Consider the following 20,527-nt stretch of genomic DNA (forward strand, 5'->3'; position numbering starts at 1 on the left):
AGATAGTTGAAAAGGTTTATACTTTTCATAAGAATTCTGTTAAACTAATAATGAAAAGGATAAACACGAACTTTTATTTAAAATTATGTTTTAATGTACATGTTTTAAGGCGTAATATTAACAAAAATTATGTATGATAGGAGCTTATTTCAATGATTGAACGTTATTCTAGAGAAGAAATGTCTAATATTTGGACTGATCAAAACCGCTATGAGGCGTGGTTAGAGGTAGAAATCCTTGCGTGTGAAGCATGGAGTAAATTAGGAGATATACCTGCAGAAGATGTTAAAAAAATACGTCAAAATGCTAAGGTTGATGTGACGCGTGCACAAGAAATCGAACAAGAAACACGTCATGATGTTGTTGCATTTACAAGACAAGTATCAGAAACGCTTGGCGAAGAACGTAAATGGGTACACTATGGTTTGACATCAACAGATGTTGTAGACACTGCGTTAAGTTATGTTATTAAACAAGCAAACGATATTATTGAAAAAGATTTAGAACGTTTTATTGAAGTATTAGCGAAAAAAGCAAAAGACTATAAATATACATTAATGATGGGACGTACACATGGCGTACATGCTGAACCAACAACATTTGGTGTTAAGATGGCACTATGGTACACAGAAATGAAACGTAATTTAGAACGTTTTAAACGTGTAAGAGAAGAAATAGAAGTTGGTAAAATGAGTGGTGCAGTAGGTACTTTTGCAAATATTCCACCTGAAATTGAAGCATATGTTTGTGAACATTTAGGACTAGACGCAGCCCCAGTTTCAACACAAACATTACAACGTGATCGACATGCTTATTATATTGCGACACTTGCTTTAATTAGTACATCAATGGAAAAATTCGCTGTAGAAATACGTAACTTGCAAAAAACTGAAACGCGTGAAGTTGAAGAAGCATTCGCGAAAGGTCAAAAAGGATCTTCTGCAATGCCACATAAACGTAATCCAATTGGTTCAGAAAACATTACTGGTATCGCACGTGTAATTAGAGGTTACGTAACAACTGCATATGAGAACGTGCCATTGTGGCATGAACGTGATATCTCACATTCATCTGCTGAACGAATCATGTTGCCAGATGTTACAATTGCATTAGATTATGGATTGAATCGTTTCACTAATATTGTAGAAAGATTAACAGTATTTGAAGATAATATGCTTGATAATATCGATAAAACATTTGGTTTAATTTATTCACAACGAGTATTACTTGCTTTAATAAATAAAGGTTTGGCTCGTGAAGCTGCATATGATAAAGTACAACCAAAGGCAATGGAATCTTGGGAAACAAAGACACCGTTTAGAACTTTAATTGAACAAGATGAGTCAATTACAGAGTTATTGACTAAAGAAGATTTAGATGAATGTTTCAATCCTAAACACCATTTAAACCAAGTAGATACAATTTTCCAAAGAGCCGGTTTAGAATAATTGAATTTTTCAAGTGAAATCGTTACACTTTAATGTATTAGTACGTTAAACTGAGATTAAATTGAAAAATACAGGGGTTGTTTTAAATGCAAATAGAAAAACTAAAAGGGAAAGCATTAGATGAATTGTTTGATGCTATTTTAACACTAGAAAATAGAGAAGAATGTTATCAGTTCTTTGATGATTTATGTACTGTTAATGAAATTCAGTCATTATCACAGCGGTTACAAGTAGCAAAAATGATTAAACAAGGCTATACGTATGCAACCATTGAACAAGAGTCTGGTGCATCAACTGCAACTATTTCACGTGTGAAAAGATCATTACAATGGGGTAATGATGCTTATACGATGATTCTAGAGCGCATGAACATAGAAACGGCCGATTAACGATTTCGCAAATTAGAAAATAAAAGATTTGGCTTATTTGAGCTAACGATAAGATGTTTAACATCTTTGTCGTTAGCTTTTTTGTTTTTATAAGGAATATCATTGAAACTATTAAAAAGCCTTTTTTAAATGTATACATATTATAAAACTTGGTTTAAATGTTTATAAAAATAAAGTAAGGTAATTGAAAGGTAACAACGAATAAATATAATAGTCATTGAATTGACTTGTGTAATTGAGTGAAAGGAAGTAACTTTATGTTCAAAAAATTGTTATTTGGTTTGATAATAATAATATTATTATTAGTCCTTATATTTGGAATTGTTTTGGCAGTATTTTCGAATTCATACACACCAACTAAATCGAGTATTGTAAAACCTACCAATGCCTTGCCAATCATTAATAAAACACAAGGAGTTACACGTGTTAATGGTCATGTAATTGTAAATAAAAAATATAAACTCCCTCCACAATACCATCCAGGTGAAGATAAAATAGCGAAACAAAATTTTAATAAATTATTAGCTAAAGGTGAAACAGATCAATTAGATTTAAAATTTTCTAGCGGTTATCGAAGTTATAGTGAACAACAAAAAGTAGTGAAAGAATATGAGAAAAAAGATGGTGAAAAAGTTGCACATCAATATACTGCAAAACCTGGGCACTCAGAACATCAAACAGGTCTTGCATTTGATGTTGGTACCAATAAACCGTTAGATGACTTTCATAAAGATTTTGAGAAAACTAAAGAAGGTCATTGGATAGCACAAAATGCATCAGACTATGGCTTTATTATTAGATACCCAAAAGGTCAATCACATGAAACAGGTTATGCATATGAGGCATGGCATCTTCGTTATGTTGGTAAACCGCTTGCCAAAATTATTGATGAACAAGATACTAATTTAGAAAGTTACTATCGTTTAAATGAAAAATGAAATTAAAATAAACAAATCACTTCGAAAATTCGGGGTGATTTTTTCTACATCATTTTAGAACTCATAGCATAAAAATGCTATAATCAAATGTATGCTAAAAGAAGGAGTAACATGTTATGAATGAGATTAAAAAGTGGAAACATATTTTTAAATTAGATCCTGCAAAGCCAATTAGTGACGAGGATTTAGGGTTAATTTGTAGGTCTGGAACCGATGCTATTATGATAGGTGGTACAGATAATGTTACCGAAGATAACGTTTCACACTTAATGAAAAAAGTTAATACTCATTCCGTACCGTTAATATTTGAATTTTCAAATTTAGAGAGTATCGTGCCAGGGTTTGATTTATATTTTATACCTACAGTGTTAAATAGCATGGATGTAAAGTTTCATAATGGTATGCTCTTAGAAGCACTGAAAAATTATGGGTATTTAATCGATTTTGAAGAAATAGTATTCGAAGGTTATGTTGTACTAAATCCCGATTGTAAAGTGGCAAAATTAACACAAGCTAACACACAAATAACAACAGAAGATATTGAAGCATATGCACAAATGATTAATGATATTTATAAATTACCGGTTATGTATATTGAATATAGTGGTGTTTATGGAGAAGTTGATATGGTAGAAGCAGCAGCTTATTCATTATCTAATACACAATTATTTTATGGTGGTGGTATTAGTGATTATGAAGAAGCAGAGGCAATGGCTTCTGTGGCTGATACAATCATCGTCGGCAACATTATTTATGAAGATATAAATAAAGCACTAAAAACAGTTAAGATAAAGGAGACACATAAATGAATGCATTAGTTAATAAAATGAATGATGAACAAAGCCAGGCAGTACGTACAACAGAGGGCCCATTACTTATAATGGCAGGCGCGGGTTCAGGTAAAACGCGTGTCTTAACACACCGTATTGCTTATTTGTTAGACGAAAAGGGAGTGTCTCCGTATAATGTTTTAGCGATTACTTTTACAAATAAAGCAGCTAAGGAAATGAAAGAACGTGTCCAAACTTTAGTTGGTGAACAAGCTGAAGTTATTTGGATGTCAACGTTCCACTCAATGTGTGTGAGAATACTTAGAAGAGACGCGGATCGTATTGGTATTGAAAGAAACTTTACAATTATTGATCCAACTGACCAAAAATCAGTTATTAAAGATGTTTTAAAAAATGAAAATATAGATAGTAAAAAATTTGAACCTAGAATGTTTATAGGCGCAATTAGTAATTTGAAAAATGAATTAAAGACACCTGAGGATGCGCAAAAAGAAGCAAATGACTATCATACGCAAATGGTTGCGACTGTATATAAAGGTTATCAACGTCAACTTTCAAGAAATGAAGCACTAGACTTTGATGATTTAATTATGGTGACAATTCGATTATTTGAGCGTGTTCCAGAAGTATTAGATTATTATCAAAACAAATTCCAATACATCCATGTGGATGAGTATCAAGATACGAATAAAGCGCAATACACATTAGTGAAATTATTAGCATCAAAATTCAAAAATTTATGTGTAGTGGGAGATTCCGATCAATCAATTTACGGTTGGCGTGGGGCAGACATCCAAAACATCTTGTCATTTGAAGAAGATTATCCTGAGGCAAAAACAATTTTCTTAGAACAAAATTATCGTTCTACTAAAAATATATTAAATGCAGCGAATGAAGTTATTAAAAATAATTCAGAGCGTAAACCTAAGGGGTTATGGACAGGCAATACAGATGGAGATAAAATTCATTATTACGAAGCAACAACTGAACGCGATGAAGCAGAATATGTTGTACGTGAAATCATGAAGCATCAACGAAATGGTAAGAAATATCAAGATATGGCAATACTATATCGTACCAATGCACAATCACGTGTTTTGGAAGAAACTTTTATGAAATCTAATATCCCTTATACTATGGTCGGGGGCCAAAAGTTCTACGATAGAAAAGAAATTAAAGATTTATTAAGTTACTTAAGAATAATTGCAAACAGTAATGACGATATTAGCTTACGTCGTGTTATCAATATTCCAAAACGTGGTATTGGTCCATCTTCAGTAGATAAAATTCAAGCTTATGCCGTACAAAATGATTTGAGCATGTTTGATGCATTAGCAGAAGTTGATTTTATAGGTTTATCTAAAAAAGTAACACAAGAATGCATAACTTTTTATGATACGATGCAAAACATCATCAAACAGCAAGAATTTTTAGAAATTACAGAGATTGTAAATGAAGTATTAGAGAAATCAGGTTATCGTGAAATGTTAGAGCGTGAACAAACATTAGAATCTAGAAGTAGATTAGAAAATATTGATGAGTTCATGTCTGTGCCAAAAGATTATGAAGAAAATACTCCGTTAGAAGAACAATCTTTGATAAATTTCCTTACTGACTTATCATTAGTTGCTGATATAGATGAAGCACAAATTGAAAATGGTATAACGTTGATGACAATGCATTCGGCTAAAGGTTTAGAATTCCCGATTGTTTTTATAATGGGGATGGAAGAATCGCTATTCCCACATATTAGAGCGATTAAAAGTGATGATGAACATGAAATGCAAGAAGAAAGACGTATTTGTTATGTGGCTATTACACGTGCAGAAGAAACATTATACTTAACACATGCTACATCTAGAATGTTATTTGGTAGACCGCAGTCTAATATGGCATCTAGATTCTTAAGAGAAATTCCTGAAGATTTATTAGAAAATGAGTCTAAGCGTAAGTCTACATCTCAAAGTCAAGGAAATCGTTTCCAATCAGCTACGAAACAACCCGCTAAAAGAGCACATAGCCAAAAAACTACTGCTTCAAGAAAAGCTCAAGCAACAACTAATTGGAATGTTGGCGATAAAGTGATGCATAAATCTTGGGGTGAGGGTATGGTTAGTAATGTGAAAGAAAAAAATGGTTCGGTAGAATTAGATATTATCTTTAAATCAGAAGGACCAAAACGTTTACTAGCACAATTCGCACCAATTGAGAAGAAGGGGGAGTAACAAGTGGCTGATTTGCAATCGCGTGTAAATGAATTACATGAATTATTAAATCAATATAGTTATGAATATTATGTTCAAGATAATCCGTCCGTGCCAGATAGCGAGTACGATAAGTTGTTACACGAGTTAATAGATATTGAAACAACTCATCCTGAATATCGAACAGAGGATTCACCTACAGTGAGAGTAGGTGGTAGTGCGCAATCGACATTTGAGAAAGTGCAACATGATACCCCTATGCTTAGTTTAGGTAATGCATTTAACGAGGAAGATTTAAGGAAGTTTGATCAACGTATACGTGACAACATTGGTGATGTGGAGTATATGTGTGAATTAAAAATAGATGGTTTAGCTGTGTCATTAAAATATGAAAATGGAAGATTTGTCCAAGGGTTAACACGTGGCGATGGTACAACAGGTGAAGATATAACAGAAAACTTAAAAACCATTCACGCTATTCCTTTAAAAATTAATGAACCTAGAACATTTGAAGTTCGTGGTGAGGCGTATATGCCTAGAAAATCATTTTTTAATTTGAATGAAGCTAAGGCAGAAAATGATGAACAGCCTTTTGCAAATCCAAGAAACGCAGCTGCAGGTTCGCTAAGACAATTAGATTCTAAACTTGCAGCTAAACGTAAATTAAGCGTCTTTTTATATAGTGTGAATGATTTTACGCAATTTAACGCAGATACTCAAAGCGAAGCGTTAGATGAGTTAGACCAATTAGGATTTAAAACAAATCAAGCACGCCAACGTGTTCAAACGATAGACGAAGTGTTAGCATATATCGAAAAATGGACAGAACAACGAGAAGATTTGCCATATGATATTGATGGTATTGTTATTAAAGTGAATGCTTTAGAACAACAAGAAGAACTTGGATTTACCCAAAAATCACCGCGTTGGGCTATTGCATATAAATTCCCTGCAGAAGAAGTAATAACAGAGTTGTTAGATATTGAGTTAAGTATTGGTAGAACGGGTGTTGTGACACCAACAGCAATACTGGAACCGGTAAAAGTTGCAGGAACAACTGTTTCTCGCGCTTCGTTACATAATGAAGATTTGATACATGAGAAAGATATTAGGATTGGTGACAGTGTTGTTATTAAAAAAGCTGGAGATATTATCCCTGAAGTTATCAAGAGCGTGTTAGATAGACGTCCTGAAAATGCAGAACAATATAATATGCCTACACATTGTCCTAGTTGTGATCATGAGTTAGTAAGGATTGAAGGCGAGGTTGCATTACGCTGTATCAATCCGAAATGCCAAGCACAATTAGTAGAAGGTTTAATACATTTTGTTTCTAGACAAGCTATGAACATTGACGGTCTAGGCACAAAAATTATTCAACAATTATATGAAAATGAACTGATAAAAGATGTAGCTGATATTTTCTACCTTACGAAAGCGGACTTAGAACCACTTGATCGCATGGGTGAGAAAAAAATCGATAACCTGCTTAAAGCTATCGAATTAGCAAAATCTAATTCTCTTGAACAATTATTGTTTGGATTAGGTATAAGACATCTAGGTGTGAAAGCAAGTCAAGTCATTGCAGAAAAATATAGTACCATGGATAAGTTGTTTGATGTTACAGAAGAAGATTTGATAGCAATCCACGATATTGGACATAAATTAGCACAATCAGTAGTGACTTATTTAGAAAATGAAGATATTCGTGCACTGATTGAAAAATTAAAAGCTAAAAATGTTAATATGACTTATAAAGGTGTTAAGACAAGTGAACTTGAAGGACATCCTGAATTTAAAGATAAAACAATTGTCCTTACTGGTAAGCTGTATCAAATGACACGAAATGAAGCATCAAAATGGTTAGCGTTACAAGGTGCAAAAGTAACAAATAGTGTTACTAAAAGTACAGATTTGGTCATTGCAGGTGAGGATGCTGGATCTAAGCTAACTAAAGCAGAAAAATTCGGTACCGACATTTGGTCTGAAGAAGACTTTGTTCAGAAACAAAAAGAAATTGAGGGATAGAGGAGATAATGCATGAAAAGAACGATAATATTAATCATTTCAGCAATTTTTGTATTATCAGCATGTGGTCAAAACGAAGAGAAACCAAAAGAAAAATCAAAGGGTAATGAACAGCAACAAGAATCAGGTTCTGTAAAAGAAATCGCAACTGATAAAAATGTACAAGGTGATAACTACAGAACAATTTTACCTTTTAAAGAAAGTCAGGCTCGAGGATTATTACAAGATAATATGGCTAATAGTTATAATGGAGAAGACTTTGAAAATGGCCTTTTAGATTTAAGTAAAAGCGTATTCCCAACTGACGAATATTTATATCAAGATGGCCAATACTTAGATAAATCCACAATTAACGCATTTTTAAGTCCGAAGTATACGAAATCTGAAGTAGATAAGATGGATGAAGATGAGCGTAAAGAGAAAAAAGCAAATGAGAATTTAGGGCTTAATCCTTCTCATAATGGTGAGACAGACCCTGAAAAAATTGCTAAAAATTCCCCAGCCTATTTATCTAACATTTTAGAGCAGGATTTTTATGGTAGCGGTGATACTAAAGGTAAAAAAATCAAAGGTATGACAATAGGTTTAGCAATGAATAGTACATACTATTATCAAAAAGAAAAAGATGGCGAAACTTATAGTGAAGATTTAGATGATAAAGAAATTAAAAAGCAAGGCAAGCAAATGGCAGGAGAAATTCTATCTAGAATTCGTGAGCATAAAGATTTAAAAGAAATACCAATCCATTTTGCAATCTACAGACAAACTGGAGAAAATTCTATTGTACCTGGAGAGTTTATTGCAGGTACAACTGTTGAAGAAAGTAAAACTCGTATCAATGACTGGAAAGATATTAATCAAAAGACAGTCTTATTACCTTCACAAGAAGCGGCTGATTTAGATGAAAACTTAAATAATGATTTTAAACAGTTTAATGATGACTTGCAAACTTATTTTAATAACTTTACTCAAGCAGTAGGAACGGTTAAATTCGATAAAAAAGAAGCAAAACAATTGTCTGTCGATGTACCAATTGATTACTATGGTAAAGCAGAAACAATTGGTATCACTCAGTATGTGACAGAACAAGCAGAAAAATATTTTGATGATATTGATGAATATGAAATTCATATTAAGGATGGTAATAATCCCAAAGCCTTAATCAGTAAATCAAAAGATGATAAAGAACCGCAAGTTCATATTTATAAAAATAATAATTAGTAAATAGAATATATTAAATTAACGCCCTTCAAGATGGTAACTTTATATCAATCTTGAAGGGCGTCTTCACATTATATAAAGAATTAGCAAGTGTTTATTCTTTAATAAGTTGTTTGACTTTATTGAGATCTTTTTCGACAAAATCTCCAGGTTTTTTAGTATATTTACTAACAAGGTAAGTTACAATCACACTTGTCAAGAAACCAGGTATGATTTCATACATACCAAATATTTCGTTGATAGTAGCTAAAGGTTTTATCCAAGCAATCCAGATAATAACAACTACTGCACCTGTAATCATGCCAGATAAAGCCCCTGCATGTGATAAACCTTTCCAGTATAGTGAGAAGATAACTAAAGGACTGAAAGCAGCGCCAAATCCTGCCCATGCATTTCCGACTAAATTTAAAATAGTATCATTTGGTGACCAAGCAATCCAAATAGCAACAATGGCTACTAACAATACAGATAACCTACCAACTAAGACGAATTCTTTTTCATGTTCTCGGGCTTTATCTTCTCCACGAATTAATTTATAAAAATCTTCAGTTAATGAACTAGAGGTTACAAGTAACTGAGATGATATTGTGCTCATAATTGCAGCCAATATCGCTGCTAATAAGAAACCACCTACAAGAGGGTGGAATAAAATTTGACTCATAACAATAAATAGGGTTTCAGGATCTTCTAATTGAATATTGCGCTCAGAAACAAATGCAATACCAGTAAGCCCAACTGCTACAGCACCTAACAAACCTATAACCATCCAACTAATGCCAAGTCGCCTTGCTTTAGGTAACAATTTATGTGTTTTAATAGACATAAACCTAACAATGATATGTGGCTGACCAAAATAGCCTAAGCCCCAAGCAAATAATGAAATAATGCCTAGTACTGTTGTACCTTTAAATAAGTTCATATTTGTTGGTTTCATTTCAGCTACTTGTCTAAATGTATCCAAACCACTGAGCTCTAGGAGAGCAACAATGGGTACCATGACCATGGCAATTAACATGATAACTCCTTGGAAGAAATCTGTAATAGAAACAGCTAAGTAACCTCCAAAAAAAGTATAAAAAATGACAATAGCAGCTACTATAATAAGCCCCCAGTGATAGTTCAAACCAAAAGCACTTTCGAATAATTTGCCCCCTGAAACAAAACCAGAGTGTGTATACAGCGTGAAGAAAACTACGATAATTAAACCAGAAATAATTTTTATATAATTATTTTGATCATTCAGTCTATTTTTGAAAAAATCTGGTAATGTAATCGCATCGCCTGCGAGTTCAGTATAAACTCTTAACCTAGGCGCTACGACAAAGTAGTTCACATATGCGCCTAATGAGAGACCGATTGTTATCCACATTGCTGAAAGCCCCGTACTATATACAGAACCAGGTAATCCCATAATCATCCAACCACTCATATCCGATGCACCAGCTGAAAGAGCGGTGACATAAGGACCAATACTTCTGCCTCCAAGCATAAATTCACTTAAATTACTTGTAGACTGTTTATACCCATAATAACCAATAACGAGTAGTATAATGAAATATATTACGATCATAATATAAGTTTGCCAACTCGCATGAACTTGATTAGCTAATGAAGTGCCCAAAATCAGCATGGCTCATCATCTCCCTTTGTCTTTATCTATTAAATTGTTGTACATGAATGATTATACAATAAAATTTATAAATAGAGTAGTACTATTTTTATTTTTAAAAGATATATTGCGTTTATCAAACTATTGTTAAGCGCTTACATATTTTGTTGTAATGATACACTTGTTATAAAATTTTGTGATTTAATATGCAATTTAAAATGATTAACCTATAGATAAAGATAATGAATCCATTATAATTAAAAAAGTAAATGGTACATCTTAGTAAATTAAAACGCTTTAATTTGCGTATATTATTGAAAAACTTAGATTTTTGACCGGAATTTTGGTACAATTTTGTAATGAATGAGTAAAAAGGAGGCTTTTATTTAATGGCTAAAGTTACACGAGAAGAAGTTGAACACATCGCTAATTTAGCAAGACTTCAAATTACTGAAGATGGAACTGCAGAAATGCAAAACACTTTAGAAAGTATTTTAAACTTTGCTAACCAAATAGATACAGCGGATACAAGTAATATTGAACCAACATATCATGTATTAGATTTACAAAATGTATTACGTGAAGATAAAGCAGTCGAGGGCATTCCCCAAGAACTTGCATTAAAAAATGCTAAAGAGACGGAAGATGGGCAATTTAAAGTGCCATCTATCATGAATGAGGAGGACGCTTAAGATGACGATCCGTTATGAATCTGTGGAGAATTTAATCAGCTTAATCAAAAACAAAGAAATAAAACCATCACAAATTGTCAATGACATTTACGATGCAATTGAAGAAACGGATCCAACTATTAAATCATTTCTTGCGTTAGATAAAGAAAATGCAATTAAGAAAGCACAAGAGCTTGATGAACTACAAGCTAAGGATCAAATGGAAGGTAAGTTATTTGGTATCCCAATGGGAATTAAAGATAACATTATTACCGAAGGCGTGGAAACAACTTGTGCTAGTAAAATGTTAGAAGGATTTGTACCGATTTATGAATCAACTGTAATGAACAAGTTACATAATGAAAATGCGGTACTTATCGGTAAATTGAATATGGATGAATTTGCAATGGGTGGTTCAACAGAAACATCTTATTACAAAAAAACAGTGAATCCATTCGATCATACTGCGGTTCCAGGTGGCTCATCTGGTGGTTCAGCAGCAGCTGTAGCAGCTGGCTTAGTACCGTTTAGTTTAGGTTCAGATACTGGTGGCTCAATCCGTCAACCAGCTGCATACTGTGGTATCGTAGGTCTAAAACCAACATATGGACGTGTATCTCGTTTTGGTCTTGTTGCATTTGCATCATCATTAGATCAAATTGGTCCATTGACACGTACAGTTAAAGATAATGCACTAGTGCTAGAGGCAATTACAGGTGTTGACGAAAATGATTCAACAAGTGCTCCTGTTGAAGAAGCTGATTATACAGCTGACATAGGAAAAGACATCAAAGGTCTTAAAGTAGCTTTACCAAGTGAATATTTAGGCGAAGGTGTTTCTGATGAGGTTAAAGATTCAGTTAAAGAAGCAGTCGAAACACTGAAATCATTAGGTGCAACAGTTGAAGAAGTTTCATTACCTAATACGAAGTATGGTATTCCGTCTTATTATGTTATTGCATCTTCAGAAGCATCATCTAACTTATCTCGTTTTGATGGTATAAGATATGGCTATCATTCACCTGAAGCCAATTCATTAGAAGAATTATATAAAATGTCCAGAAGTGAAGGTTTTGGTGAAGAAGTTAAACGTCGTATCTTCTTAGGTACATTTGCATTAAGCTCAGGATATTATGATGCTTTCTACAAAAAATCACAAAAAGTTAGAACTTTAATTAAAAACGACTTTGATCGTATTTTTGAAAATTATGATGTTGTAGTAGGACCTACTACACCAACTACTGCATTTAATTTAGGTGAAGAGATTGATGATCCACTTACAATGTATGCGAACGATTTATTAACAACGCCTGTAAACTTAGCAGGATTACCAGGTATATCTGTACCGTGTGGGCACTCAAATGGTCGACCAATTGGTTTACAATTTATCGGTAAACCTTTTGATGAAAAAACATTGTACCGTGTCGCTTACCAATACGAAACACAATTCAATTTTCATAATGAATACGAAAAATTATAAGGAGTGGAAATCATGCATTTTGAAACAGTTATTGGGCTAGAAGTCCATGTTGAGTTGAAAACAGATTCTAAAATGTTCTCATCATCACCAGCGCATTTTGGAGCGAAACCAAACTCAAATACAAATGTAATTGACCTTGCATATCCTGGTGTCTTGCCAGTAGTAAATAAACGTGCAGTTGATTGGGCTATGAGAGCATCAATGGCATTAAATATGGAAATTGCTACGGAATCAAAATTTGACCGTAAAAACTATTTCTATCCAGATAATCCAAAAGCATATCAAATATCACAGTTCGACCAACCAATTGGTGAAAATGGCTATATTGATATCGAGGTTGATGGAGAGACAAAACGTATTGGTATCACACGTTTACACATGGAAGAAGACGCTGGTAAATCAACACATAAAGATGGCTATTCTTTAGTTGATTTAAATAGACAAGGTACGCCATTAATTGAAATCGTATCTGAACCAGACATTCGTTCACCACAAGAAGCGTACGCGTACTTAGAAAAATTACGTTCTATTATTCAATACACAGGCGTTTCTGATTGTAAAATGGAAGAAGGTTCACTACGTTGTGATGCTAATATTTCTTTACGTCCATATGGTCAAGAAGAGTTTGGTACAAAAGCAGAACTTAAAAACCTAAATTCATTTACGTATGTTCGTAAAGGTCTAGAATATGAAGAAAAACGCCAAGAAGAAGAGTTGTTAAATGGTGGGGAAATTCTTCAAGAAACACGTAGATTTGATGAATCTAATGGTAAAACATTATTAATGCGTGTTAAAGAAGGTTCTGATGACTATCGTTACTTCCCGGAACCAGATATTGTTCCTTTATACGTTGATGATGAGTGGAAAGAGCGTGTTCGCCAAACAATTCCAGAATTACCAGATGAAAGAAAAGAAAAATATGTTAACAAATTTGGTTTACCAGCTTATGATGCACATGTACTTACGCTTACTAAAGAAATGTCAGATTTCTTCGAAGGTGCTGTAGCACAAGGTGCTGACGTCAAATTAACATCTAACTGGTTAATGGGCGGGGTGAACGAGTATTTAAATAAGAATCAAATTGAATTATTAGATACTAAACTTACACCTGAAAACTTAGCTGGAATGATTAAATTAATCGAAGACGGCACAATGAGTAGTAAAATTGCTAAAAAAGTATTCCCAGAACTTGCCGAAAATGGTGGGGATGCCAAGCAAATTATGGAAGATAAAGGTTTAGTTCAAATCTCGGATGAGGCAACGCTTCTGAAGTTTGTAAATGAAGCATTAGATAATAATGAACAATCAATTGAAGACTATAAAAATGGTAAGGGTAAAGCGATGGGCTTCTTAGTTGGTCAAATTATGAAAGCTTCGAAAGGCCAAGCAAATCCACAACTAGTCAATCAATTATTGAAACAAGAATTAGATAAAAGATAATAGTTCACGCATAGATATTTATTAATTGCAAAATTATTATCATATGTGCTGAAACTTTTATTGCTAATACTAGTGGGCTGGGACAATTTAATTGTCTCAGCCTTAATCATTATATTTGAAATAGCTAAAGTCGCACTTCTCTAAAGAGTCACTTCTTTATTTGTTAAGTTAGTGGCTCTTACACATGAGAACAAACTCAGGTGTTCCGCTTTTAAGAGTTAGTGGGACTTATGCATGAACGCAAGCTCAGGTAAAGCTCATAATCCAAACAATGCTAGTCATTGCCAGGGATGGTTATATATTTTCTTTTAAAATTTAACGTAAAATGCTTTTATCATCTATGTAAATCATTTAATATAGTTAATGAGTATACGAAGTTGAGGGATAAATTATGAGAAAACGAGCTAGAATCATTTATAACCCAACATCTGGAAAAGAACTTTTTAAGCGCACCTTACCAGATGTTTTAATTAAATTAGAAAAAGCAGGTTTTGAAACAAGTGCTTACGCAACTGAAAAAGTCGGAGATGCTACAACAGAAGCAACACGTTGTTTAGAACAAAATTACGATGTACTCATAGCCGCTGGTGGTGATGGCACTTTAAACGAAGTTATCAATGGTATAGCAGAAAAAGCCAATAGACCGAGTTTAGGTATCATTCCAATGGGCACTGTTAATGATTTTGGTCGTGCGTTACATTTACCTACTGATATAATGAGTGCGATTGATGTTATCATTGAAGGTCACATTACGCGTGTAGATATAGGGAAAATGAATAGTCGCTATTTTATTAATTTAGCCGCAGGAGGACAATTAACTCAAGTATCGTATGAAACACCGAGTAAATTAAAATCAATTGTTGGACCGTTTGCATATTATATAAAAGGGTTTGAAATGTTACCGCAGATGAAAGCAGTAGATATCCGCATTGAATATGATGACGAATTATTTCAAGGCGAAGCACTTTTATTTTTACTTGGTTTGACAAATTCAATGGCAGGTTTTGAGAAATTAGTACCTGATGCAAAATTAGATGATGGTTATTTTACTTTGATTATCGTTGAAAAGGCGAATCTTGCAGAACTAGGTCATATAATGACTTTAGCTTCAAGAGGTGAGCATACGAAACATCCAAAGGTACATTATAAGAAGGCGAAATCTATAAGTATTTCCTCATTTACTGATATGCAACTTAATGTAGATGGCGAATATGGTGGTAAACTACCAGGTAATTTCTTGAATTTGAAACAACATATTGAAGTGTTTACACCAAGTGATATACAAAATGAAGAAATAGTTGAACAATAAAATATAGAATAAACTACGAGGTTAGGTCAGTCTATAAATATTCCCTAACCTCTTTTAATGTGGGGTGAAATAATGAACACAATTCAAAAAAATGAAGTCGTAGAGGGTAAAGTTGTAGATTTAACGCACGAAGGTCATGGTGTTGTGAAATTCGATCGTTATCCTGTTTTTGTTCCTAATGCATTAATTGATGAAATTATTGAATTTAAAGTAATTAAAGTGAAGAAAAATTTTGCAATAGGTAAATTAATGACTATTAAAGAGCAAAGTGAGTCGCGTGTAGAACCACCTTGTGTCTATTATTATAAATGTGGTGGTTGTCAGTTACAGCATATGACTTATCAATCACAATTAGATATGAAAAAAGAACAAGTGATAAATTTATTTCAACGAAAAGCAGGGTTTAAAGACGTAGTTATACACGATACAATTGGAATGGATAATCCTTGGTATTACAGAAATAAATCACAAATTCCAGTAGGTAAAAATAATGAGCATGAAGTAATAACTGGATTTTATCGTCAACGTAGTCATGACATAATCGACATGGATGAATGTTTAATACAAGATAGTTTACATCAAGACGTTATAAATAAAGTTAAAGTATGGTTTAATGAACTTAATGTGAGTATTTATAATGAACGTCAGAAGCAAGGATTAATGCGTCATGTAGTTATTAGAACTGGACACCATTCGAGAGAATTAATGGTTATCTTTGTCACAAATGGCAAAAAATTTAAACAAAGTGACATCATAACAGATAGATTAGTGGCTGACTTCCCAGAAATTGTCAGTATTAAACAAAATATAAATACAACACATTCTAATGTAATTATGGGAGACAATTCATATACTTTATATGGAAAAGATGAGATTGAAGATACATTATCTGATGTTACATTCAAAATAAATGACCAATCATTTTATCAAATTAACTCCATTCAAACTGAAAAGTTATATCAGCGTGCTATAGAATATGCTGAACTACAAGGTGAAGAAGTTGTACTTGATACGTATTGCGGTATTGGTACTATAGGATTATACATGGCTCCAAAAGCGAAACATGTTTATGGAGTTGAAGTTGTTCCTGAAGCGATTAAGGACGCGCAGTTAAATGCGACTATAAACCAATTTGAAAATACTACTTTTGTCTGTGGCAAGGCCGAAGATGTTATCTTAAAATGGGAATCAGAAGGAATTAAACCAGATATAGTAATGGTTGATCCACCTCGCAAAGGGTGTGACGAAACATTTTTGGAAACATTATTGGAATTAAAACCCAAAAAGATCGTCTACATTTCCTGCAATCCATCGACACAACAACGTGATGCTCAATTACTAGCACGTCATTATAAATTAACGCAAATAACACCCGTAGATATGTTTCCACATACAACACATGTTGAGACTGTTGCACAATTTGAGAGACTTTAGATTTAAATCATTAAGTGAATGGGATGTTTTATTATATATAGTAATTGTGAAATTAATTAATTAGTTGTTTACTGAGTATTGCAGATTATTGCAAATCGAGTAAGTTTGTTAAAATTTAATTACAAGCAACTAACTTTCTTGAAAAGCCCTTTATTAGTGGAGATAATCGTTGTATACTCTAGGTAATAACGAATGACATGGAGGGTTGACTGATGTTCAAAATTGATTTATTTTCGAGCAAAAAGGCGCTTGAAGGCTTTATCTTATTTCAATTTACAATTGTGATGATTAGCATTTTAGTATCTTATAAATTAGCTTATTCTATGACACATATTATTGAACAGAATATTGTTTTAAATTTGTTGCTTGGCATAATAGGTTTTGCAGTTGTATACTTTTTACATGAATTTATTCACAACATTATGTTTCGAATGTTTGCAAAGGGTAATAAACCTACGTATCGTATTCGATTAGGTTTAATGACAACACATATGCCAAATGTTTATTTCAAAAAATGGCAGTACATCAGCATCATGTTAGCTCCATTAGTCATCATTACAAGTGCGCTATTCGTATTATTTTCTTTCTTTGCATATTCATCGCTTATATTTATAGCATGTTTTCACATAGGATACTGTGTGTTGGATTTGTACTTTCTATCAGGTGCTTTTAATAAAAATGTGCAATTGATTGAAGACACAGAAGATGGTATTATATTTTACACTAAAGCTTCACTTCAAGACTTACAAACAGAAGCAAAATAGCATATATTTAACATAAATTGTTTTTAATTAGAGAGTTAGGCTTCTGCTATTAACATACATATTGACGATACGTTCAGTATGTATGTTAATAGCTAGAACTAACTCTTTTTTTATGAGCAAATTTGAAGAATTAGAATATAGTAAATTGTAAGATATAAGTAATGTAAAATTTGAAAAATAGTAAAAAGAGGAGGTGAGGTTATTGTCAGAGAGAAGAATCATTCATATTGATATGGATTATTTTTTTGCGCAGGTTGAAATGAGAGATAATCCTAATTTAAAGGGGAAACCAGTTATTGTAGGTGGTAAAGCAAGTGGTAGAGGCGTTGTTTCTACAGCGTCTTATGAAGCAAGGAAATATGGCGTCCATTCTGCAATGCCCACCGCTCAGGCTCATAAACTTTGTCCAAATGGTTATTATGTGAGACCTCGGTTTGAAGCTTATAGGGAAGCGTCAGAACAGATCATGAATATATTTAAAAGTTATACTGATATAGTTGAGCCACTTTCATTGGATGAGGCCTACCTAGATATTACACATCTTGTCAGACAGGATTTACCTGCTTCTCATATTGCACAATATATACGAAGAGATATTTTTGAAGCGACACAACTCACTTCATCTGCAGGTGTCTCTTATAATAAATTTCTGGCAAAGTTAGCTAGTGGGATGAACAAACCAAACGGCTTAACTGTAATTGATTATCATAATGTACACAAAATATTGATGGAGTTAGATATTGGTGATTTTCCGGGGGTAGGTAAAGCTTCGAAAGAAAAAATGCATGAGCATCATATATATACGGGGCAAGATTTATATAATCAAAGCGAGCGAGAGCTTATTAGATTGTTTGGTAAAAGGGGTCACGGCTTATATAACAAGGCGAGAGGGATAGACGATAATCCGGTTAAATCAACGAGGATTAGAAAATCTGTCGGCACAGAGCGAACATTTGCTACAGATATGAACGATGATGATGAAATATTACAAAAAGTTTGGGAATTAAGTAATAAAACAGCAGAAAGGTTAGCTAAATTGCATAAATCGGGTAAAACAGTAACCGTTAAAATAAAGACATTTAAATTTGAAACATTATCAAAGCAACGCAGCTTACGTGATCCTGTACGGAACGAAACCGATATATATAATGTTGCATATAGTTTATACACTGAGCTAAAAGATTCCGATACACCTATTAGACTTATAGGTGTAACCGTAGGGAACCTAGAAAAGGCGATATTCGAAAATATGACAATTTATGACTATATTTAAATGAGTTTAATTTATATAGCTTTAACAATTTATATGTCTTAATAGTGTTTAGTCCTTATCTCTAAGATCTTTACCGTATACCCTAAGCATACTGGGTAAATTGTCATAATGTTTTAAAAGTCTAAATGTAATCATAGCACAAGCTTTAGCGTCGTTTAGAGCATCGTGATGTCCATGGAAATCTAAATTGTAATATTGCATCATATAGTTTAAGCCATAACGGTGATGATGAATTGTTCTTCGTGATAATTGAAGTGAACAAAAATAAGTCATGCACGGTGTTTCAATCCCTAATGATTTAATACTTTCATGTAATACAGTCATATCAAAAGCTGCATTATGAGCTACTACAGGTAAATCACCTATAAATTTTAACATGTATGGGTACACAGTTTTAAAAGTAGGAGCATCTGCAACTTCCTCGGGATGAATACCATGAACCGCAATATTTTGTTTTGAAAAGAAGTCATTAGGATTAATGAGTGTATAAAATGTTTCTGTTATTTGATGATTGATAACTTTAACCATCCCAACTGAACAAATACTCGTACGTTTTCCATTTGCAGTTTCAAAATCTAGTGCAATAAAGGCTTCTGAATTCATGTTACATGGTCCCTTTCTTAATATTAATATGTAATGACTTTATATAAATATAGCAAACTAGTCAAGTTAACAGAACTATTCAAAGTCGTTTTTGTAATTAGTTTAAAGAATATTATATTGTGGAAAAATATAAAAAAGAGGAAGTGGAGTAAAAATCAATTTAACAAAAATTTGATTTGTAATCTGCGCCTTTTATGATTTACCAAATTAGGGCATGGAGTGTAAAAAAAGATATTTATGCTATGGTATTTTGATAGCATAAATATCTTATAAGTAGGTTAAATGTAAGATGAGACTTAAGCTTCCTCGTCGAAAGAACGTGCAGCTAATTCTTTTTCATAAAGATAGAGTGTATTACTATCATCACCAATACGATTTAAATAATCGATATGTGTTTCAAACATAGCTTCTTCTTCAACTTGTTCATCTAAGAACCAATTTAAGAATGAAATTGTTGCGTAGTCTTTAGCTTTATTGGCTAAATCAGATAAGTTATAGAACCTACGTGTAACGTCTTGTTCTTGTGCTAAACCATCTTTAAATGTTTCTAAAATACTTGAAAATTCTGTTTTTGGAGCAGGGATTGAACTAAATAGTGCATGGCCGCCACGATCATTAATGTAGTCGTATATTTTTTTACCATGGAAACGTTCTTCTTTAGCTTGTTGAATATAGAAGTTAGCAAACCCTTCATAAGAATTATCATCACAAAAAGCAGCCATAGCCATATATGCATGAGCTGCATAAAATTCATGATTCATTTGTTCATTTAACGCATATAATAAGTCTTCATTTAACATAATTAATAAGCCTCCAATGCTTTTTTTTAAGTATATCAAAACTATTCATAGTAGTAAATTATACACAATAACATTAGTAAAAATGTAATGGTAATTTAGATTTAGAATTGTTTGGAATACAACAT

General features: G+C 33.0%; 17 protein-coding genes. 14 read left to right on the plus strand and 3 right to left on the minus strand.

The features are described 5' to 3' along the window. The first annotated feature begins 152 nt into the window (after nt 1–152). The 7 genes from purB to ACW5YJ_RS06365 all read left to right on the plus strand — a co-directional run bounded on the left by purB (nt 153) and on the right by ACW5YJ_RS06365 (nt 9,019). On the plus strand, nt 153–1,448 hold the full coding sequence (purB, locus tag ACW5YJ_RS06335; RefSeq protein WP_017723470.1) for an adenylosuccinate lyase: 1,296 nt from the start codon (nt 153–155) through the stop codon (nt 1,446–1,448). An 86-nt stretch (nt 1,449–1,534) separates the two neighbouring features. Beyond that, the gene (locus tag ACW5YJ_RS06340; RefSeq protein ID WP_017723471.1) at nt 1,535–1,837 is read left to right on the plus strand and encodes a YerC/YecD family TrpR-related protein; all 303 of its coding nucleotides are present in this window, start codon (nt 1,535–1,537) and stop codon (nt 1,835–1,837) included. 257 nt (nt 1,838–2,094) lie between these two features. Further along, nucleotides 2,095–2,775 (plus strand): M15 family metallopeptidase, encoded by a 681-nt coding sequence (locus ACW5YJ_RS06345; RefSeq protein ID WP_457338594.1) that lies wholly within the window; start codon nt 2,095–2,097, stop codon nt 2,773–2,775. A gap of 116 nt (nt 2,776–2,891) precedes the next feature. Further along, entirely contained in the window at nt 2,892–3,584 is a 693-nt protein-coding gene (gene pcrB, locus ACW5YJ_RS06350; RefSeq protein WP_017723473.1) for a heptaprenylglyceryl phosphate synthase, read from the plus strand. Beyond that, nucleotides 3,581–5,791 (plus strand): DNA helicase PcrA, encoded by a 2,211-nt coding sequence (pcrA, locus tag ACW5YJ_RS06355; protein ID WP_017723474.1) that lies wholly within the window; start codon nt 3,581–3,583, stop codon nt 5,789–5,791. The genes pcrB and pcrA overlap by 4 nt, the downstream gene beginning before the upstream one ends. A gap of 3 nt (nt 5,792–5,794) precedes the next feature. Next, the gene (gene ligA, locus ACW5YJ_RS06360) at nt 5,795–7,798 is read left to right on the plus strand and encodes an NAD-dependent DNA ligase LigA (protein ID WP_017723475.1); all 2,004 of its coding nucleotides are present in this window, start codon (nt 5,795–5,797) and stop codon (nt 7,796–7,798) included. 12 nt (nt 7,799–7,810) lie between these two features. Then, nucleotides 7,811–9,019: a CamS family sex pheromone protein gene (locus tag ACW5YJ_RS06365; RefSeq protein ID WP_017723476.1), complete on the plus strand. Its 1,209-nt coding sequence runs from the start codon at nt 7,811–7,813 to the stop codon at nt 9,017–9,019. 94 nt (nt 9,020–9,113) lie between these two features. Here the strand turns inward: ACW5YJ_RS06365 and putP are convergent, their stop codons facing one another. Then, nucleotides 9,114–10,649 (minus strand): sodium/proline symporter PutP, encoded by a 1,536-nt coding sequence (gene putP, locus ACW5YJ_RS06370; RefSeq protein WP_017723477.1) that lies wholly within the window; start codon nt 10,647–10,649, stop codon nt 9,114–9,116. 368 nt (nt 10,650–11,017) lie between these two features. Between putP and gatC the strand changes: the two genes are divergently transcribed. The 7 genes from gatC to dinB all read left to right on the plus strand — a co-directional run bounded on the left by gatC (nt 11,018) and on the right by dinB (nt 18,999). Next, entirely contained in the window at nt 11,018–11,320 is a 303-nt protein-coding gene (gatC, locus tag ACW5YJ_RS06375; RefSeq protein WP_017723478.1) for an Asp-tRNA(Asn)/Glu-tRNA(Gln) amidotransferase subunit GatC, read from the plus strand. 1 nt (nt 11,321) lies between these two features. Then, the gene (gene gatA / locus ACW5YJ_RS06380; protein WP_017723479.1) at nt 11,322–12,779 is read left to right on the plus strand and encodes an Asp-tRNA(Asn)/Glu-tRNA(Gln) amidotransferase subunit GatA; all 1,458 of its coding nucleotides are present in this window, start codon (nt 11,322–11,324) and stop codon (nt 12,777–12,779) included. Between the two features lie 12 nt (nt 12,780–12,791). Further along, the gene (gene gatB, locus ACW5YJ_RS06385; protein ID WP_457338595.1) at nt 12,792–14,219 is read left to right on the plus strand and encodes an Asp-tRNA(Asn)/Glu-tRNA(Gln) amidotransferase subunit GatB; all 1,428 of its coding nucleotides are present in this window, start codon (nt 12,792–12,794) and stop codon (nt 14,217–14,219) included. Nucleotides 14,220–14,610: 391 nt separating this feature from the next. Beyond that, entirely contained in the window at nt 14,611–15,528 is a 918-nt protein-coding gene (locus tag ACW5YJ_RS06390; RefSeq protein WP_017723481.1) for a diacylglycerol kinase, read from the plus strand. Nucleotides 15,529–15,600: 72 nt separating this feature from the next. Then, a complete protein-coding gene (gene rlmD, locus ACW5YJ_RS06395; RefSeq protein WP_171914579.1) occupies nt 15,601–16,962 on the plus strand; it encodes a 23S rRNA (uracil(1939)-C(5))-methyltransferase RlmD in 1,362 nt (453 codons plus the stop codon). 212 nt (nt 16,963–17,174) lie between these two features. Continuing rightward, nucleotides 17,175–17,726, plus strand: coding sequence for a DUF3267 domain-containing protein (locus ACW5YJ_RS06400; RefSeq protein ID WP_107530768.1), 552 nt, complete (start codon nt 17,175–17,177; stop codon nt 17,724–17,726). 202 nt (nt 17,727–17,928) lie between these two features. Continuing rightward, complete coding sequence (gene dinB, locus ACW5YJ_RS06405) at nt 17,929–18,999, plus strand: DNA polymerase IV (protein WP_457338596.1); 1,071 nt, start codon at nt 17,929–17,931, stop codon at nt 18,997–18,999. A 48-nt stretch (nt 19,000–19,047) separates the two neighbouring features. Here dinB and ACW5YJ_RS06410 read toward each other — a convergent pair whose 3' ends face one another. Together ACW5YJ_RS06410 and ACW5YJ_RS06415 are read right to left on the minus strand one after the other, a co-directional pair. Then, nucleotides 19,048–19,602 carry a 3'-5' exonuclease gene (locus ACW5YJ_RS06410; protein ID WP_017723485.1) on the minus strand — a complete coding sequence of 185 codons (555 nt, stop codon included), beginning with the start codon at nt 19,600–19,602 and terminating at the stop codon, nt 19,048–19,050. Nucleotides 19,603–19,898: 296 nt separating this feature from the next. After that, entirely contained in the window at nt 19,899–20,402 is a 504-nt protein-coding gene (locus ACW5YJ_RS06415; RefSeq protein ID WP_017723486.1) for a ferritin, read from the minus strand. Nucleotides 20,403–20,527: the final 125 nt, after the last annotated feature.

This window comes from Staphylococcus sp. mip270_02 (genome assembly GCF_054031535.1).

Bases quoted from the DNA above. Each gene is read 5' to 3' on its own strand.
- purB (WP_017723470.1), top strand. From the start codon at position 153: ATGATTGAACGTTATTCTAGAGAAGAAATGTCTAATATTTGGACTGAT.
- ACW5YJ_RS06340 (WP_017723471.1), top strand. From the start codon at position 1,535: ATGCAAATAGAAAAACTAAAAGGGAAAGCATTAGATGAATTGTTTGAT.
- ACW5YJ_RS06345 (WP_457338594.1), top strand. From the start codon at position 2,095: ATGTTCAAAAAATTGTTATTTGGTTTGATAATAATAATATTATTATTA.
- pcrB (WP_017723473.1), top strand. From the start codon at position 2,892: ATGAATGAGATTAAAAAGTGGAAACATATTTTTAAATTAGATCCTGCA.
- pcrA (WP_017723474.1), top strand. From the start codon at position 3,581: ATGAATGCATTAGTTAATAAAATGAATGATGAACAAAGCCAGGCAGTA.
- ACW5YJ_RS06365 (WP_017723476.1), top strand. From the start codon at position 7,811: ATGAAAAGAACGATAATATTAATCATTTCAGCAATTTTTGTATTATCA.
- putP (WP_017723477.1), bottom strand. From the start codon at position 10,649: ATGCTGATTTTGGGCACTTCATTAGCTAATCAAGTTCATGCGAGTTGG.
- gatC (WP_017723478.1), top strand. From the start codon at position 11,018: ATGGCTAAAGTTACACGAGAAGAAGTTGAACACATCGCTAATTTAGCA.
- gatA (WP_017723479.1), top strand. From the start codon at position 11,322: ATGACGATCCGTTATGAATCTGTGGAGAATTTAATCAGCTTAATCAAA.
- gatB (WP_457338595.1), top strand. From the start codon at position 12,792: ATGCATTTTGAAACAGTTATTGGGCTAGAAGTCCATGTTGAGTTGAAA.
- ACW5YJ_RS06390 (WP_017723481.1), top strand. From the start codon at position 14,611: ATGAGAAAACGAGCTAGAATCATTTATAACCCAACATCTGGAAAAGAA.
- rlmD (WP_171914579.1), top strand. From the start codon at position 15,601: ATGAACACAATTCAAAAAAATGAAGTCGTAGAGGGTAAAGTTGTAGAT.
- ACW5YJ_RS06400 (WP_107530768.1), top strand. From the start codon at position 17,175: ATGTTCAAAATTGATTTATTTTCGAGCAAAAAGGCGCTTGAAGGCTTT.
- ACW5YJ_RS06410 (WP_017723485.1), bottom strand. From the start codon at position 19,602: ATGAATTCAGAAGCCTTTATTGCACTAGATTTTGAAACTGCAAATGGA.
- ACW5YJ_RS06415 (WP_017723486.1), bottom strand. From the start codon at position 20,402: ATGTTAAATGAAGACTTATTATATGCGTTAAATGAACAAATGAATCAT.